This window comes from Pseudarthrobacter sp. WHRI 8279, assembly GCF_040224115.2.
Taxonomy (GTDB): domain Bacteria; phylum Actinomycetota; class Actinomycetes; order Actinomycetales; family Micrococcaceae; genus Arthrobacter.
In genome coordinates, this window is the sequence record NZ_CP168162.1 from 2,149,227 (window position 1) to 2,163,296 (window position 14,070).

Below are 14,070 nucleotides of genomic sequence, written 5' to 3' on the forward strand. Positions count from 1 at the left end.
TGCACGATCTTTCCGTGGACTCGTGCCGGGGATGGGTATAGCGTGGCGCCAGGGAGCCCGTTCCAGAGCCCCGGCCCGCCGCATCCTCTGGAGTCACCCATGATCCACACGGACAGCCTGACCAAGACGTTCACGGTGAAAAAAGAAACAGTGGAAGCCGTGAAGGGCGTCGACATCGACGTTGCGCCCGGCGAGCTCGTGGCCTTCCTTGGCCCGAACGGGGCCGGCAAGTCCACCACCTTGCGGATGCTCACCACCCTGCTGACACCCACCTCGGGGACAGCCAGGGTTGCCGGCGTGGACGTCACCGCGGATCCGGCCGGCGTGCGGGCAAGGATTGGCTACATCGGCCAGGGCAACGGCGGCGGCCACAGTTTCCGCGTGATCGATGAGCTGGTCATGCAGGGCCGCTTTTACGGCATGAACTCCGCGGACGCCCTTGCCCGGGCCGGGGAACTCCTGGAATCCCTGGACCTCACGGACCTCGCCAAGCGGACAGTCATCAAGCTCTCCGGCGGGCAACGGCGGCGGATGGACGTGGCGCTGGGACTGATGCACTCGCCGCGGCTGCTCTTCCTGGACGAGCCGTCCACCGGGATGGATCCCCAAAATCGGGCCAACCTGTGGGAGCACATCATGCGGATGCGCGAGGAACACGGCACCACCATTGTGCTGACCACGCATTACATGGACGAGGCGGACTCCATGTCCGAACGGGTCATCATCATCGACCACGGCAGGATCATCGCCGATGACACCGCCGCGCGGCTGAAGTCGAACCTTGCCGGCGACCTGCTGGCCGTCGAAGTGGCGGCGGCCTCCGCGGCCGGGGTGCGGGGGCTGTTAGGGCGCGCCGCGGCGGGCGGGGAGGTCAGCGAGAATGCGTACGACGGCGTTGTGCGCTTCCGCCTCCGGCTCCCCGAAGGTGCACGGCTGGCGCCTGCGCTGCTGCTGGAGATGCACAACGCCGGCGCTCCCGCCCAGTCCCTGGAGTTGAAGCCGCCCACCCTGGACGATGTGTTCCTGGAACTGACCGGGCGCAACCTGCGGGAAGGGGCGAACCGCTGATGGCCACCCACAGCACCGCTGCCGGCACCCGGGAGAAGCCCGGGCTGGCCAGGATCCTGCATGACACGCGGTACGTGTTCTGGCGGGAAATGCTGCTGCCGCTTCGGGACCCGTTCTCGCTGGTTTTCTCGCTGCTCCAGCCCCTCGTCTTCCTGGGACTGTTCGGCCCGTTGCTGGGCGCGGCCGTGGGCGCGCCGGCGTTCGGCGGGCAGTCCACGCTCCAATGGTTCCTCCCGGGCGTGGTGGTGATGATCGCGCTCTTCGGAACGTCCATGACCGGCTCAAACCTGCAGTACGAGCTCATGACGGGCTCGTACGAGCGCATCCTGGCAACGCCGCTGTCCCGGTCCTCGCTGATGATCGGGCGGGCCTTGAAGGAGTGGGCGCCACTGGTGGTCCAGGGGCTTCTCATCGCACTGGTCTGCATCCCGTTCGGCTTCGTGTTCTATCCCCTGCACGTGCTGTTCGGGCTGGTCATCCTGGGGATCTTCGGGATAGGACTCGGAGCCCTGTCGTATGCGCTGGCGCTGGTTTCCCAGAGCAAGGAGTGGATCTTCTGGGGTGTCCAGCAGACGTTGCTGTTCCCACTGATGATCCTCTCCGGCATCATGCTTCCCATCGAGGCCGGACCCAGCTGGATGCGGACGGCCAGCCTGTTCAACCCCCTGACCTACCTGGTGAACGCCGAGCGCGAACTGTTCGCCGGCAGCGTCGGGACTGACACCCTCCTGGGCCTGGCCGCCGCCCTGGTGACAGCCGTCGTCGGCCTTGCTGTGGGGGTGAAGGCCATCAGCCGTAACATCCGCTAGGTACGGCTGCTGGCTTCACAGCCCCAGCCTGGCCACGGCTTCCTGGCGCATCTCCACCTTGCGGACCTTCCCGGACACGGTCATGGGGAACCGCTCCCGGACCTCGACGTAGCGGGGAATCTTGTAGTGGGCCAGCTTCCCCCGGCAGAACTCGGCAAGCGAGCCGGCGTCCAGCGGCTGGGCACCGGGCTTGAGGATGATGCACGCCATCAGCTCCTCGCCGTACCTGGCATCCGGCACCCCGATGACCTGTACGTCCTGGATGGACGGGTGGCCGAAGAGGAACTCCTCGATTTCCCGCGGATAGATGTTTTCGCCGCCCCTGATCACCATGTCCTTGATCCGGCCCTCGATGACGACATAGCCGTCGTTGTCCATGCGGGCCAGGTCCCCGGTATGCATCCAGCCGTCGGCGTCGACCGCTTCAGCCGTCTTGTCCGGCTGGTTCCAGTACCCCTCCATCACGGCATATCCCCGGGTGCACAACTCCCCGATCTGCCCCTGCTCCAGGACGTCCCCTGATCCGGGATCAACGATCTTGCTTTCCAGGTGCAGCATGGTGCGCCCCACCGTCTCCGTGCGCTGCTGCAGGGTGTCGCCCTGCCGGGTCATGGTGGACACCGGCGAGGTTTCGGTCATGCCGTAGCAGATGGCCACGTCCGACATGTTCATCTCCGATATCACCCGCTTCATCACCTCGACGGGACACAGCGAACCGGCCATGACCCCCGTGCGCAGGGTGGACAGGTCGTAGGAGGCAAAGTCCGGCAGCGCCAGCTCGGCGATGAACATGGTGGGCACGCCGTACAGGGAGGTCCCGCCGAAATCCTGGACGGCCTCCAGGGCTGCAGCCGGGCTGAACCCGCGGCCGGGGATGATGGTGGCTGCGCCGTGGCTGAGGGCATTCAGGTTGCCGATCACCATGCCGAAGCAGTGGTAGAACGGCACCGGGATCACCACCCTGTCGTGCTCTGTGTATCCGAGCAGTCCGCCGATCGAGAACCCGTTGTTCAGGATGTTGTGGTGGGTCAGCGTGGCCCCTTTGGGGAATCCCGTGGTCCCGGAGGTGTACTGCAGGTTGATGGGATCGTGCGGGCTGAGTTCCGCCATGCGGGCCTGCAGTCCGGAATGTCCGACGTCGTCCGCCCGCCGAAGCAGCTCGGCGTACGTCAGCTCCGCATCACCGAGGGGAACGCCGGCGTCGAACCCGTCCTCGCCGGACCCCTCGCCGCCGGGCGCGGGAAGGAAGACCAGCTCGCGCAGGTCCGGGCACTCCGCGAGCGCCTTCCGTGCCATCCCCACGTAGTCGCTGTTGGTGTCCGACGGTGCGGTAACCAGCGTCCGCATGCCGTTTTGCTTCACCACGAATTCCAGTTCGTGGCTGCGGTAGGCGGGGTTGACGTTGACCAGGATGGCCCCGGCCTTGGCGGTTGCGTACTGGAGAAGGGTCCACTCGGCGCAGTTGGGACTCCAGATTCCCACCCTGTCCCCCTTGGCAACCCCCAGGGCGAGGAGCGCACGCGCCAGCCTGTCGACGTCGTCGTTCATCTTGGTGTAACTCCAGCGGCGGGCGTCGGCGCCCGGAACAGGCGCGGCCTCGATCAGCGCGTCGTGGAAGGGAAACCGGGCCGCCATCCGCTCAAAGTTCCGGCCGATGGTTTCATGGAGCAGCGGGACGTCAGTGTCCCCGGCTGTGTAGGCGCGCATGCTGGCACGCTACCAAGTGGCTTCCGGCAATGAAAGCACCACCGTAAGCGGTGTCCGGCCCGACAGAACGCAAGCCGTCCGCAAGTGCCGGTATTGTGAAATCCATGACTTCACCCATTGACCTGCAGGCAACGTTCATCCCCAACGACGGCGAGTTTCACCGCGTCAAGCTGGCCCTCGAAATCGCCATCGACGAGGTGGTGAACGAACCCGGCTGCATCCGGTACGAGCTGACGGAAGCCAGCGAAGAGAAGCTGGTCCTGACGGAGCAGTGGGCGTCGGAGGAGGACTTGGCCAAGCATTCCAAGGGCATCGCAGTGCAGGACCTCAACGAGTCACTGAGCGCGCTGCTGGCTGAGCCCGTTAAGGTGGAACGGATCTGACTGCCTGACTAAAAGGCGCGGAAACAGAAAATGCGGGACCTCCCAGTGGGAGGTCCCGCCTTTTTGTTGATTTCCTGAGCCTTAGGCGTCCGGGATCTGCGTGCCGTCCTGGGGGCCGGCCGGCTTGCCCGTGGCTGCGGCGGCCTCTTCCCGCTGGCGCGCCACGTGGGCGTGGACTTCTTCCATGTCCAGCGCCTTCACGGCGTCCACCACCTGTTCGAGCTGCTGGGCGTTCAGCGCGCCGGGCTGGGAGAACACCAGCACCTTTTCGCGGAAGGCCATCAGGGTGGGGATGGACGAGATGCCGGCCTCAGCGGCGAGCTGCTGCTCCGCCTCGGTGTCCACCTTGGTGAAGAGGACATCCGGGTGCTTCTCCGATACGGCCGAGTACGTGGGGCCGAACTGCTTGCAGGGGCCGCACCATTCCGCCCAGAAATCCACCAGGACAATGTCGTTGCCTTCGATGGTGGATGCGAACTGTTCACCTGTGATGTCTAGGGTAGCCATGTGTCAACGGTACGCGGCGCTCCCCCGGCCTGTCCTGCCCGGGCCGCTTTGTTCGCTCCGCGCGTCATCGGGAATATCACGGGCAGGCGCGATGTACAGCGCGGCCGGCGGCACCTAGTCTGGGGTCATCGCCCCGCGTGCGCATCCAGGAGGTCTTATGGCAGCCGCTATCTCAGCGAAGTCCCTGACCAAGGAATTCGGGCGCCGCGAGGTGCTGCACGGCGTCGATTTCGAGGTGGAAACCGGCTCCGTGTTTGGGGTGATCGGCCCGAACGGTGCGGGAAAGACCACCACCATGCGCTGCCTGCTGGACATCATCCGCCCCACCAGCGGGACCATCCGGGTGCTGGGTACGGATCCCCGGGCGGGCGGTCCGGAACTCCGGCGCCGCATCGGCTACCTTCCCGGGGAGCTGTTCCTGGCGGGCCGGGTCACGGGCCGCACCCTGCTGGCCCACTATGAGGCCATCAGCGGGCCGGTGCCGCCGGGCCGGGTGGACCAGCTGGCGGAGCGCCTGGGACTGGACCTCACCCGCCACATCAGGAAACTGTCCAAGGGCAACAAACAGAAACTGGGGCTGGTGCAGGCGTTTATGCACCAGCCCGAACTGCTGGTCCTCGATGAGCCCACCAGCGGCCTGGACCCGCTGGTCCAGCAGGAGTTCCACGCCATGGTGCGGGAGGCGAAGCACCGCGGGCAGACGATCTTCCTCAGCTCGCACGTCCTGAGCGAGGTCCAGCAGACAGCGGACACGGTGGCCATCCTCCGCGACGGCAGGATCATCGCCGTCGAATCCGTCAGCGGCCTCCGCGAAGGTGCCGTGCGCCGCGTCCGCTTCACCACCTCCGGCATTGCAGTGCACGACGCCGTTGCGCGGCTCACTGGCGTGCCCGGCGTCGGACACGTGGAGGTACTGGAGGCCGACGGCACGGCAACGCTGTCCGCCACCATTGGCGGGGACATCCAGCCGCTGGTCCGCATGCTGGCTTCCCTCCGGCTGACCGACCTCGTCCTGGAAGAGCCGGACCTGGAGGAAGCAGTGCTGACGATGTACGCCGCCCCGCAGGAGGAGGCACGGTGACGGCCCTGCCGCTGTTCCGCCGGGCGTTCTTTGACACGTGGCGGTCCACCGTGGGCTGGGCGCTGGGACTGGCCGCGGCGATCTTCCTCTACCTGCCGCTGTACCCGTCCATTGGGGGCAGCGCGCAGATGCAGGACATGATCGACGCCCTCCCCCCGGAGATGACCAAGGCACTGAACTATGACCAGATAGCCACCGGCCCGGGCTATACGCAGGCAACGCTGTTCGGGCTCCTCGGCTTCCTCCTGATGACCATCGCGTCTGTTTCCTGGGGCGCCGCTGCCGTGGGCGGAGACGAGGAATCGGGCCAGCTTGAGCTGACCCTCGCGCACGGGGTGCGCCGGGTGCAGGTGGTGCTGGACCGGGCCCTTGCCCTGCTGCTGCGCGTGGTGCTGCTGGCCGCCGTGGTGTGCGTCCTGGTGTGGCTGCTGAACGGTCCTGCCCAGCTGGGCATCGAGCTGGGCAACCTGCTGGGCGCCACGGTGCTGTTCGCCGGACTGGCACTGCTCAGCGGAACGGCGGCCCTCTGCGTCGGTGCTGTCACCGGCCGCCGCACGTACGGACTGGCCGCCGGCGCCGCCGTCGCCGTCCTCGGGTACGTGTTCAACGCGGTGGGCCGGCAGAGCAAGGATGTGGAGTGGCTGCTGGCTGTGAGCCCCTACCACTGGGCGTATGGAAACTCGCCGGTGGCGAACGGGGCGGACTGGCCGGCAGCGGCGTGGCTGTGGGCCATCTCGGCCGCGCTGGTGGTGCTCGCCGCCGTCGCCCTGGAACGGCGGGACGTGGGCGCTTAGGCCGCTACGCCCAACTGTGCGGCGCCGGGGTCCGGCTCCCGGGGAGGGTGCTGGACGCCCGCCACTCGTGGATCCAGTCGGGAAGCACCAGGTCAGCCGGCGGTTCGCCGAACTCCTTCAGGATGTCCGCCTGGCTGACCGGGCGTCCTTTGCTGACCAGCCGGGTGGCGATGTACGCGCGGGCGTACACCTCGCCGTCGGCCACCATACGCTGCTCAAAGAAGATGGCTTTAGCGTCCAGCCCAATGATGCGGGTCTCGATGGTGTAGTGCTGCCACAGCTGGAGGGACTTCCGGAAAGCAACCGTCTCCGCTGCCACCACAGGGCCCCAGCCCCGCCGGCGCATCCGCTTCCAAACGCCGCTGCGCACCATCAGGTCGAACCGGCCCAGGTCCATGAGGGACAGGTACATTCCGTTGTTGACGTGCATGGCGATGTCGATGTCCGTGGGCAGGACCCGCAGCGGGAGCGAGGAGCTGTCCCAGACGGTCAGGGGCGGGCGGCGCGACGAACGGACCAGCATAAGGAGGGTTCTCAGGAGCAGGTGCATCCCCCCATGCTACCCGTCAGTAACATTGGGGTCCCTGGCGCTGACAGTAGGATTTCCTGCATGACCCAACAACGCTACCGGGACCTGGCCGACTGGCCGCTGACGGTGACGGCACTCGTCTTCCTGGGAGCCTACGCATGGCAGGTCGTCGGCCGGATCGAGGGCAGCGCAGCCCTCCCGCTCGAGGCTGTCATGTGGGCAACCTGGGGCATCTTTGCCGTGGATTACCTGGCCAATCTGTGGCTGGCCGACAGCCGGGGCAGCTGGTTCGTCCGGAACCTGCACGAGCTGGTGATTGTGGCGCTGCCGTTCTTCCGGCCGCTGCGCCTCCTGCGGCTCGTGACGCTGTTGTCCGTGCTGCACCGGACGCTCGGCGATACCTTGAGGGGCCGGGTGGTCACCTATGTTGCGGGGTCAGCCACCATGCTGGTGTTTGTGGGCGCCCTGGCGGTCCTGGACGTGGAGCAGTCGGCCCCGGACGCGAAAATCGTCACTTTCGGCGATGCCTTGTGGTGGGCCATGACCACCATCACCACCGTGGGTTACGGCGACATGTACCCGGTGACGCCGATCGGGCGGATGGTTGCGGCCGCCCTGATGATGAGCGGCATCGCCGTCCTGGGTGTGGTCACGGCCTCCATCGCCTCGTGGCTGGTCCAGCGGGTGGAGGATACCGCCGAGGCCGTGTCCGAGGCCGAGGAGCCGGTCCGCGCTGAAGTGGCGGACCTCGCAGCAGAAATTGCCTCCCTGCGGCGTGAAATCGCTGTGCTCCAGGACCGGCGAACGCCCTAGCCGGACACCCGTTCACGGGCTGCCCAAAAAGCGTTGCCTGCGGGCAAGTACCGGGCCACCGTCGTTTGAGTAGCCTGCTCCGCGCTCGCCAAGTACCGCACTCAAATATTCGGGTAATTCCTACTGGTGCCGCCTGCCGTGCGCCCTTCCTAGACTCGGGATTCCTAGGACCGAACATATGTGCCGGCGGTCCCCCGGGGGTTGCTTCCCGGGGTCCCGTCCCTCGCGGAGCCTCCGTATCTTCTGGGTATGCGGATGCCTCCATCCCGCGCCTTTCCTGCGGCCCCGCATTAGCGGAGGCGCATGGCGCGTTCCCCTCGATCCGTCCCGCCCGCCGGAGCATACTGCATCGGCCTGGCTGGACCGAGCCTGGACGGGCTACCCATGAACCAGCCATACCTTTCCATCCCCGAAGGCCCCAGCAGGAGCTTCGCCACGGATGAACCCCGCACCGAGATCACCACTGGACGGCCGGTTATCAGCAACAGGCTGTGGGCCGGCATGGCAACGGCCGCCGTGGTGGCGGCGGTTGGCGTCGGCGCCCTGGCGGGGCCTCCCGCGTCAGTGGACCAGGGCACGACGACGGTGGGGCAGGTTGCCGCCGCAGCGTTGCCGGAGGTGCCGAACGCCGCAGCAGGCACCGACGCGCAGCCTGCTGCCGAGGCCGCTTCCGGAGCAGGACTGCCTGCTGCCCAGGCTGTTTCCGAGGCCCCGGCAGCACCCGCGGCCGAAGCGGCGCCACCAGCTGCACCCGAACCAGCGCCTGCACCTGAGCCGGCACCGGCTCCGGCCCCGGCTCCGGCGGGCGACCCGAACCTGTACACCGTGGTTCCGGGCGATACAGTCGGGGCAATCGCTGCCAGCCACGGTGTGGACATGAACGCCATGCTCGCGGCGAACGGCCTGGGCCACTACAGCATCATCGTTCCGGGCCAGACGCTGGTCCTCACGGGACCACCGGTGGCGGTAGCTTCCGCTGAACCGGCACCGGCACCCGCACCGGCCTTTGCTCCAGCGCCGGCCGCCCCCGCACCGGCCGCGGCTCCGGCGCCCGCCCCCGCCTTTGTCCCTGCCGCCCCGGCCATCCGCACCATCTACGTGGCGGGCGCCGGCGGGCAGTCCATGGTGGACGCCTGCATCGGGCCCATCCACTACACCCCCAACGATGGCTACTCGCTGTTTATCACCGAGCACGATTTCTGCGGCGGCTGGGCCCGGTTCTCCGGTATAGGGGTGGGGGAAACAGTCAGCATCCCGGGCTACGGAACCTACACGGTCTCAGCACGGGGGCAGGTGCCCAACCCGGGAACCACCAACGACGTCATCGCTGTCTTCGGCGGGTTCCCCCGCGCGATCCTCCAGACCTGCATCCCCGGCACCAGCCAGATGCTCCTGATTGCGCTGAACTGACCGGCACTCTTGGTGGCCCCTGGCTGGTGCGGTTCAGGGGGCGCCCAGGTTTCCCAAGCTTGTCCGCGGTTCCTAGCCTTGATGGCGGGGAGCCGCGGACAAGGCCATGACCGCCAGACAAAGAAACGCCACGGAGGGGACCCCGTGGCGTTGATGGCGGGAGCTCCCTGGCAGGGAAACCCACCTATGCGTTCATCGGTTTGCGTTCCGAGATGTGCTCCACGAGCTCTCCCACGCGCTGCTCGGAGTAGTTCCGGGCAATATCGCCTTGGCTGATGATGCCCACCAGCTTGTGGTCGGCGATCACCGGGAGCCGGCGGACCTGGTGGGCTTCCATCATCTCGATCGCCGCGTCAACGTTTGCGTCCGCGTCGATCCAGTGCGGCTTGCCCGAGGCGAGGTCGCGGGCCATCATGTCGCGGGGATCGCGTCCCGCGGCCACACACTTGAGCACAATGTCACGGTCGGTGATCATGCCCTTCAGCTTGCCGTCGTCACCGCAGATGGGCAGCGACCCACAGTCCAGGTCCATCATCATCCGGGCGGCATCCACCAGGGACTGGTCTTCCTTAATGCACTGCGCGTCCGTCGTCATGAATTCACGTACGGCACTCATTGATCCTCCTTCATCGATGGGGATATCGACGCAGGGTACCGGGGCACATGCGCCGATGCTGCCAGCCTACGCCGGGCTCCTGCTGATGTCGACGACGGTTTTCCACGGCTTCAGGGAGGGCTTCCGGCCCGCGTGCCGGCCCGCTTTCCGGCACTCCTGGCCTTCTTCGCGGCTCAGAACCATCAAGGGCCGGATCTGCGAACAAGCCCCTGACGGGACGGCAGCATCCGGCGCAGGGCACAAAAAAGCCTCCGGAACCATTTGGTTCCGGAGGCTTTTCCTTGGGTGGCAGATGAGGGATTCGAACCCCCGTAGGCGTTGCCAGCTGATTTACAGTCAGCCCCCTTTGGCCGCTCGGGTAATCTGCCGAACTTCAAAAGAAGTACCCGCCGATGCAGTCTGCGAACCGTCCGTTTCCGGGCCGTTCCGCTTCCAGTAACCGCGGGCAAGACAACTTTACAGAACTTCCGCCGAAGAATCGAATCGGGCCGCGGACGCAGCCAAAACCCCCGCAATTGCAGGGAAAACTAACGGAATCAGGCGCCGCCGAGGATCCTGCCGGCGAGCCGTTCTTCGAACTTCGAAGCCTGCTCCTCCGTGATCTGGTTCAGCTGGACGGCCCGAAGCAGGTCCTCGTGGACACCTTCCATCCGTGCTGAGGCCTCCGGCACGGGACTGAAGACGATGGCCGCTGCAACGGCCGCGGCGGCGACGGAGCTGGCGGCGCCCGCAACCGCGCCGGCTGCTGCAGTGGTGGTCCGTGTGGCGTACCGGACGGCCTTGCGGTGCATGGTGTTCCCTTCGTGCAGTTTCCCAACCGTTCCAACTCTGCGGCGGCCTCCTTCGTTCCCTCCGGGTGTCCGCTGAGAGGGAACTGTGAAACCCGGCTCCCCCACCAGCACCGGCATCCGTATTAGGCTTTTAGGCAGCGATCAAGCCCTGTTCCCGCACAGGGTCCCACCGGCATAAGGAGAGTCATGGCAGGCGAGTCAACGTTCGACGTCGTAAGCAAAGTGGACAAGCAGGAAGTGGCCAACGCGCTGAACCAGGCGCAGAAGGAACTGGCGCAGCGTTACGACTTCAAAGGCGTGGGAGCCGAGGTGGACTTCAGCGGCGAAAAAATCCTCATGAAGGCGAACTCGGAGGAACGCGTCCTGGCGGTGCTGGATGTCCTGCAGTCCAAGCTGATCCGCCGCGGCATCTCGCTGAAGTCCCTGGACACCGGCGAGCCGTACGCCTCCGGCAAGGAGTTCCGGCTCGAGGCCTCCATCAAGGAGGGAATCGCGCAGGACCTGGCGAAGAAGATCAACAAGCTCATCCGTGACGAAGCTCCCAAGTCCGTCAAGTCCCAGATCCAGGGCGACGAACTGCGCGTGACCTCCAAGTCCCGTGATGACCTGCAGGCCACCATGGCCCTGCTGAAGGACTTCGACGAAGCCGACCTGCAGTTCGTGAACTTCCGCAGCTAGCCCTTCCCGTCGTCTGGCGACGCGCAGCAACTATGCCGCCACGCAAATAAGCCGGCGCGGCCCGGATATGGACCGCGCCAGCTTAATTGCGGATCACAGGGCAATGTGCGCGCGGGCGTCCTTACTACGCCGGCGGCCGGCCGGCCATCCGCTCCAGCCGCGCAATCCGGTCCCGCATGGGCGGATGCGTGGCGAACAGCTTGTTCATGGCGCCGCCGCGGAACGGGTTGGCGATCATCAGGTGCGAGGCGTTCACCAGGCGCTGGTCCTGAGGCAGCGGAGCTAAGCTGACGCCGCGCTCAATCTTGGCCAAAGCTGAGGCGAGCGCCAGCGGATCGCCCGTCAGCTGCGAACCGTCCTCGTCGGCGTCGTACTCCCGCGTCCGCGAAATGGCGAGCTGGATCAGGGACGCCGCGAAGGGGGCGAGCAGCGCCATGGCGATCATGGCCAGCGGATTGGAGTTGCGGCGGTCCCCGCCGGCGAAGAACAGCAGCATCTGCCCCACCGAGGTGATCACGCCTGCGACGGCGGCGGCCACTGACGAGGTGAGGATGTCCCGGTTATAGACGTGCATCAGTTCGTGCCCCAGGACGCCGCGAAGCTCACGCGCGTCCAGCAGCTGCAGGATGCCCTGGGTTACGCACACGGCGGCGTTGCGGGGATTGCGGCCAGTGGCAAAGGCATTCGGGTTCAGGGTGGGCGAAAGGTAGATGCGCGGCATGGGCTGGTTGGCCCGGGTGGAGAGCTCGCGGACCATCTGGTAGAGCTGCGGCGCCTGCGCCTCGGCCACGGGAATTGCCTGCATTGAGCGGATGGCGATCTTGTCGCTGTTCCAATATCCGTAGGCGGTGGTGAACACCCCCACCAGGGCCATGATCCAGATGGGTGCGGAGCTGCGGGTACTGGTTCCGATCAGCGCCCCGAGTCCAAGGAGCACCGCCCACAGCACACCGAAGAGCGCCGCCGTCTTGAGGCCGTTGTAGTGTCTGTGCACGCTTCCTCCTTACCCACTATGGGAACGGCTGTCTAGGGAACAGGGTTCCGCGCGTCGTATTCCCTGAAGCCGGGCTGCAGCTTTGCGGCCGCCCATGCGCCGGCGACACAGAGGAAGCCGCCGATCAGCAGGACCCATCCCTCGGCCACGATTTTGGTGGCACCGCCGGCCAGCAGGTCGCCGACCCTGGGGCCTCCCGCCACCACCACAATGAACACCCCCTGGAGGCGCCCGCGGAGATGGTCGGGCGTTGCTGCCTGCAGGATGGTGTGGCGGAAGACGCCGCTGATGGAATCGGCAATCCCGGCCAGCGCGCAGCACAGTGCCGCAGGAAGCAGCCAGGGCGTCACCGCCCCGTCCGGGGCGCGCCCTGCCAGGAGCACCACCAGCCCGAACCCGGCGATGGACGCTCCCCACCCCATCACCGAGAAGACCACGGCGCTCCCCTGCCGGCGGACATTGCCGAGCGGGCCGGAGAACAGCCCGGCCAGGAAGGCGCCTATGGCTGTGGAAGCCAGCAGTACGCCAACGGTGGCCTCGCCGCCGCCGATCATGACCGCGCCAATGGCCGGCATCAGCGCCCGCGGCTGCGCAAGGATCATGGCGATGAGGTCAATGATGAACGTCATCCGCAGGTTGGGCCGGGTGCCCAGGAAGCGGAAGCCCTCGACGACGGAGCGGAGTCCGGGCCGGCGGGGGGTTCCCGACGGCGGCAGTGGCGGCAGCCGGTAGACGGCCCACAGGACAAAGCCGAAACTCGCGAAATCGAGCGTGTAGGTCCAGGCGAATCCCACCCAGGCCACCAGTACCCCGGCTAGCAAGGGTCCTGCGGTCATGGCAAGGCCGAAGGACATCATGCTGAGGGCATTGGCAGCGGGCAGGAGTTCCGTGCGTACCAGCATGGGAAGGATGGCGCTGCGGGCCGGCTGGTTGATCGCCTGCGCCCCGCTTTGTGCAGCCACGAGAAGGTACAGGACCCAGACGTTGCCCAGCTGGAGCCAGGACTGCAGGGCTATCGCGCCGGTGGTCAGCCACAGGACAGAGGTGGCGAGCAGCGCCACCAGGCGGCGGTCGTGGGCGTCGGCGATGGACCCGCCCAGCAGCCCGCCGATCACCAGCGGCACCAGGGCGAAGACCGCCAGCAGGCCCACGTAGAAGCTGTCCTGGGTCAGGCGGTAGACCTCCAGGCTCACGGCCACCAGGGTGAGCTGGCTTCCGACGGCGGACACGGCGGAGCCCAGCCAGAGCCTGCGAAATGCGGGACTCTCCCGGAGCGGCGTGATATCAGCGAGCAGTTTCCCCACCCTGCCACCCTAGTGGTGCGGATGAGGCTGCTGGTTCCGGAGAGGTTAGCCCAGCCTTATTGTGAGATGTTCATAATAAGTGTTTCAATGGTGTCATGACGGAACACCTTGACGGCCACGAAGCATGGGCTGCCGCCCTGCGCGCCCACGGCCGCAGGGTGACCAAACAGCGGCTGGCGGTCCTGGCCGCCGTCGAACGCCACCCCCACTCCCCCGCCGAAAGCATCCTGAGCGCAGCCCGCGCCGAGCTGCCCGAGCTGACGGCCCAGTCCGTGTATGTGGTGCTGGGCGATCTGACGGACCTGCATATGCTGCGCCGGTTTGAACCCCCGCACTCCCCGGCCCTGTACGAAACACGGGTGGGAGACAACCACCACCACGCCATCTGCATCAGCTGCGGCCGCGTGGAGGACGTCGACTGCGCAGTGGGCCATGCCCCCTGCCTCACTCCCCACTGGGATGAGAACGCCAAGCCGATGACCATCCAGATCGCCGACGTTATGTACCAGGGCATCTGCCAGGACTGCCAGCAGTCCCAACAACTTCCTTCCAATCGTCCCTCTGAAGAAACACAGAAATAAAAGAA

At 66.6% G+C, this 14,070-nt stretch carries 16 protein-coding genes and 1 tRNA gene; 9 read left to right on the top strand and 8 right to left on the bottom strand.

Annotation, left to right across the window (positions count from 1 at the left end):
- Nucleotides 1-99 precede the first annotated feature (99 nt).
- Entirely contained in the window at nucleotides 100-1,068 is a 969-nt protein-coding gene (locus ABRP28_RS09835) for an ATP-binding cassette domain-containing protein (RefSeq protein ID WP_350005909.1), read from the top strand.
- Entirely contained in the window at nucleotides 1,068-1,877 is an 810-nt protein-coding gene (locus ABRP28_RS09840; RefSeq protein ID WP_350005907.1) for an ABC transporter permease, read from the top strand. The genes ABRP28_RS09835 and ABRP28_RS09840 overlap by 1 nt, the downstream gene beginning before the upstream one ends.
- A 15-nt stretch (nucleotides 1,878-1,892) precedes the next feature.
- Here ABRP28_RS09840 and ABRP28_RS09845 read toward each other — a convergent pair whose 3' ends face one another.
- Complete coding sequence (locus ABRP28_RS09845) at nucleotides 1,893-3,584, bottom strand: AMP-binding protein (protein WP_350005905.1); 1,692 nt, start codon at nucleotides 3,582-3,584, stop codon at nucleotides 1,893-1,895.
- A gap of 104 nt (nucleotides 3,585-3,688) precedes the next feature.
- Between ABRP28_RS09845 and ABRP28_RS09850 the strand changes: the two genes are divergently transcribed.
- A complete protein-coding gene (locus ABRP28_RS09850; protein ID WP_350005903.1) occupies nucleotides 3,689-3,967 on the top strand; it encodes an antibiotic biosynthesis monooxygenase in 279 nt (92 codons plus the stop codon).
- A gap of 81 nt (nucleotides 3,968-4,048) precedes the next feature.
- Here the strand turns inward: ABRP28_RS09850 and ABRP28_RS09855 are convergent, their stop codons facing one another.
- Nucleotides 4,049-4,474: a co-chaperone YbbN gene (locus ABRP28_RS09855; RefSeq protein ID WP_231455129.1), complete on the bottom strand. Its 426-nt coding sequence runs from the start codon at nucleotides 4,472-4,474 to the stop codon at nucleotides 4,049-4,051.
- 157 nt (nucleotides 4,475-4,631) lie between these two features.
- Here ABRP28_RS09855 and ABRP28_RS09860 point away from each other — a divergent pair, with 157 nt between their 5' ends.
- Nucleotides 4,632-5,555 (top strand): ABC transporter ATP-binding protein, encoded by a 924-nt coding sequence (locus tag ABRP28_RS09860; protein WP_350005901.1) that lies wholly within the window; start codon nucleotides 4,632-4,634, stop codon nucleotides 5,553-5,555.
- Nucleotides 5,552-6,349, top strand: coding sequence for an ABC transporter permease subunit (locus ABRP28_RS09865; RefSeq protein ID WP_350005899.1), 798 nt, complete (start codon nucleotides 5,552-5,554; stop codon nucleotides 6,347-6,349). The genes ABRP28_RS09860 and ABRP28_RS09865 overlap by 4 nt, the downstream gene beginning before the upstream one ends.
- A 4-nt stretch (nucleotides 6,350-6,353) precedes the next feature.
- Here ABRP28_RS09865 and ABRP28_RS09870 read toward each other — a convergent pair whose 3' ends face one another.
- Complete coding sequence (locus ABRP28_RS09870; RefSeq protein ID WP_231455126.1) at nucleotides 6,354-6,899, bottom strand: acyl-CoA thioesterase; 546 nt, start codon at nucleotides 6,897-6,899, stop codon at nucleotides 6,354-6,356.
- A gap of 60 nt (nucleotides 6,900-6,959) precedes the next feature.
- Here ABRP28_RS09870 and ABRP28_RS09875 point away from each other — a divergent pair, with 60 nt between their 5' ends.
- Nucleotides 6,960-7,691, top strand: coding sequence for a potassium channel family protein (locus ABRP28_RS09875; protein ID WP_350005897.1), 732 nt, complete (start codon nucleotides 6,960-6,962; stop codon nucleotides 7,689-7,691).
- A 384-nt stretch (nucleotides 7,692-8,075) separates the two neighbouring features.
- Entirely contained in the window at nucleotides 8,076-9,101 is a 1,026-nt protein-coding gene (locus ABRP28_RS09880; RefSeq protein WP_350005895.1) for a LysM peptidoglycan-binding domain-containing protein, read from the top strand.
- A gap of 184 nt (nucleotides 9,102-9,285) precedes the next feature.
- Here the strand turns inward: ABRP28_RS09880 and ABRP28_RS09885 are convergent, their stop codons facing one another.
- From ABRP28_RS09885 to ABRP28_RS09895, 3 genes are all read right to left on the bottom strand, one after another.
- Nucleotides 9,286-9,717: a CBS domain-containing protein gene (locus tag ABRP28_RS09885; RefSeq protein WP_350005893.1), complete on the bottom strand. Its 432-nt coding sequence runs from the start codon at nucleotides 9,715-9,717 to the stop codon at nucleotides 9,286-9,288.
- 286 nt (nucleotides 9,718-10,003) lie between these two features.
- Nucleotides 10,004-10,085, bottom strand: a tRNA-Tyr gene (locus ABRP28_RS09890).
- Between the two features lie 168 nt (nucleotides 10,086-10,253).
- A complete protein-coding gene (locus ABRP28_RS09895) occupies nucleotides 10,254-10,508 on the bottom strand; it encodes a hypothetical protein (protein ID WP_350005891.1) in 255 nt (84 codons plus the stop codon).
- Between the two features lie 186 nt (nucleotides 10,509-10,694).
- On the opposite strand from ABRP28_RS09895, the gene ABRP28_RS09900 reads away from it, so the two are divergent.
- Entirely contained in the window at nucleotides 10,695-11,186 is a 492-nt protein-coding gene (locus tag ABRP28_RS09900) for a YajQ family cyclic di-GMP-binding protein (RefSeq protein WP_050054209.1), read from the top strand.
- 124 nt (nucleotides 11,187-11,310) lie between these two features.
- On the opposite strand, the gene htpX is transcribed toward ABRP28_RS09900, so the two are convergent.
- The gene (gene htpX, locus ABRP28_RS09905; RefSeq protein ID WP_350005889.1) at nucleotides 11,311-12,180 is read right to left on the bottom strand and encodes a zinc metalloprotease HtpX; all 870 of its coding nucleotides are present in this window, start codon (nucleotides 12,178-12,180) and stop codon (nucleotides 11,311-11,313) included.
- Nucleotides 12,181-12,212: 32 nt separating this feature from the next.
- Nucleotides 12,213-13,484, bottom strand: a complete 1,272-nt coding sequence (locus ABRP28_RS09910; RefSeq protein WP_350005887.1) for an MFS transporter — start codon at nucleotides 13,482-13,484, stop codon at nucleotides 12,213-12,215.
- Nucleotides 13,485-13,579: 95 nt separating this feature from the next.
- Here ABRP28_RS09910 and ABRP28_RS09915 point away from each other — a divergent pair, with 95 nt between their 5' ends.
- Nucleotides 13,580-14,065, top strand: coding sequence for a Fur family transcriptional regulator (locus ABRP28_RS09915; protein WP_350005885.1), 486 nt, complete (start codon nucleotides 13,580-13,582; stop codon nucleotides 14,063-14,065).
- Nucleotides 14,066-14,070: the final 5 nt, after the last annotated feature.

What these genes read in the sequence shown, in the direction of transcription:
- ABRP28_RS09835 (WP_350005909.1), top strand. Translation starts at nt 100, where the DNA reads ATGATCCACACGGACAGCCTGACCAAGACGTTCACGGTGAAAAAAGAA.
- ABRP28_RS09840 (WP_350005907.1), top strand. Translation starts at nt 1,068, where the DNA reads ATGGCCACCCACAGCACCGCTGCCGGCACCCGGGAGAAGCCCGGGCTG.
- ABRP28_RS09845 (WP_350005905.1), bottom strand. Translation starts at nt 3,584, where the DNA reads ATGCGCGCCTACACAGCCGGGGACACTGACGTCCCGCTGCTCCATGAA.
- ABRP28_RS09850 (WP_350005903.1), top strand. Translation starts at nt 3,689, where the DNA reads ATGACTTCACCCATTGACCTGCAGGCAACGTTCATCCCCAACGACGGC.
- ABRP28_RS09855 (WP_231455129.1), bottom strand. Translation starts at nt 4,474, where the DNA reads ATGGCTACCCTAGACATCACAGGTGAACAGTTCGCATCCACCATCGAA.
- ABRP28_RS09860 (WP_350005901.1), top strand. Translation starts at nt 4,632, where the DNA reads ATGGCAGCCGCTATCTCAGCGAAGTCCCTGACCAAGGAATTCGGGCGC.
- ABRP28_RS09870 (WP_231455126.1), bottom strand. Translation starts at nt 6,899, where the DNA reads ATGCACCTGCTCCTGAGAACCCTCCTTATGCTGGTCCGTTCGTCGCGC.
- ABRP28_RS09875 (WP_350005897.1), top strand. Translation starts at nt 6,960, where the DNA reads ATGACCCAACAACGCTACCGGGACCTGGCCGACTGGCCGCTGACGGTG.
- ABRP28_RS09880 (WP_350005895.1), top strand. Translation starts at nt 8,076, where the DNA reads ATGAACCAGCCATACCTTTCCATCCCCGAAGGCCCCAGCAGGAGCTTC.
- ABRP28_RS09885 (WP_350005893.1), bottom strand. Translation starts at nt 9,717, where the DNA reads ATGAGTGCCGTACGTGAATTCATGACGACGGACGCGCAGTGCATTAAG.
- ABRP28_RS09895 (WP_350005891.1), bottom strand. Translation starts at nt 10,508, where the DNA reads ATGCACCGCAAGGCCGTCCGGTACGCCACACGGACCACCACTGCAGCA.
- ABRP28_RS09900 (WP_050054209.1), top strand. Translation starts at nt 10,695, where the DNA reads ATGGCAGGCGAGTCAACGTTCGACGTCGTAAGCAAAGTGGACAAGCAG.
- ABRP28_RS09915 (WP_350005885.1), top strand. Translation starts at nt 13,580, where the DNA reads ATGACGGAACACCTTGACGGCCACGAAGCATGGGCTGCCGCCCTGCGC.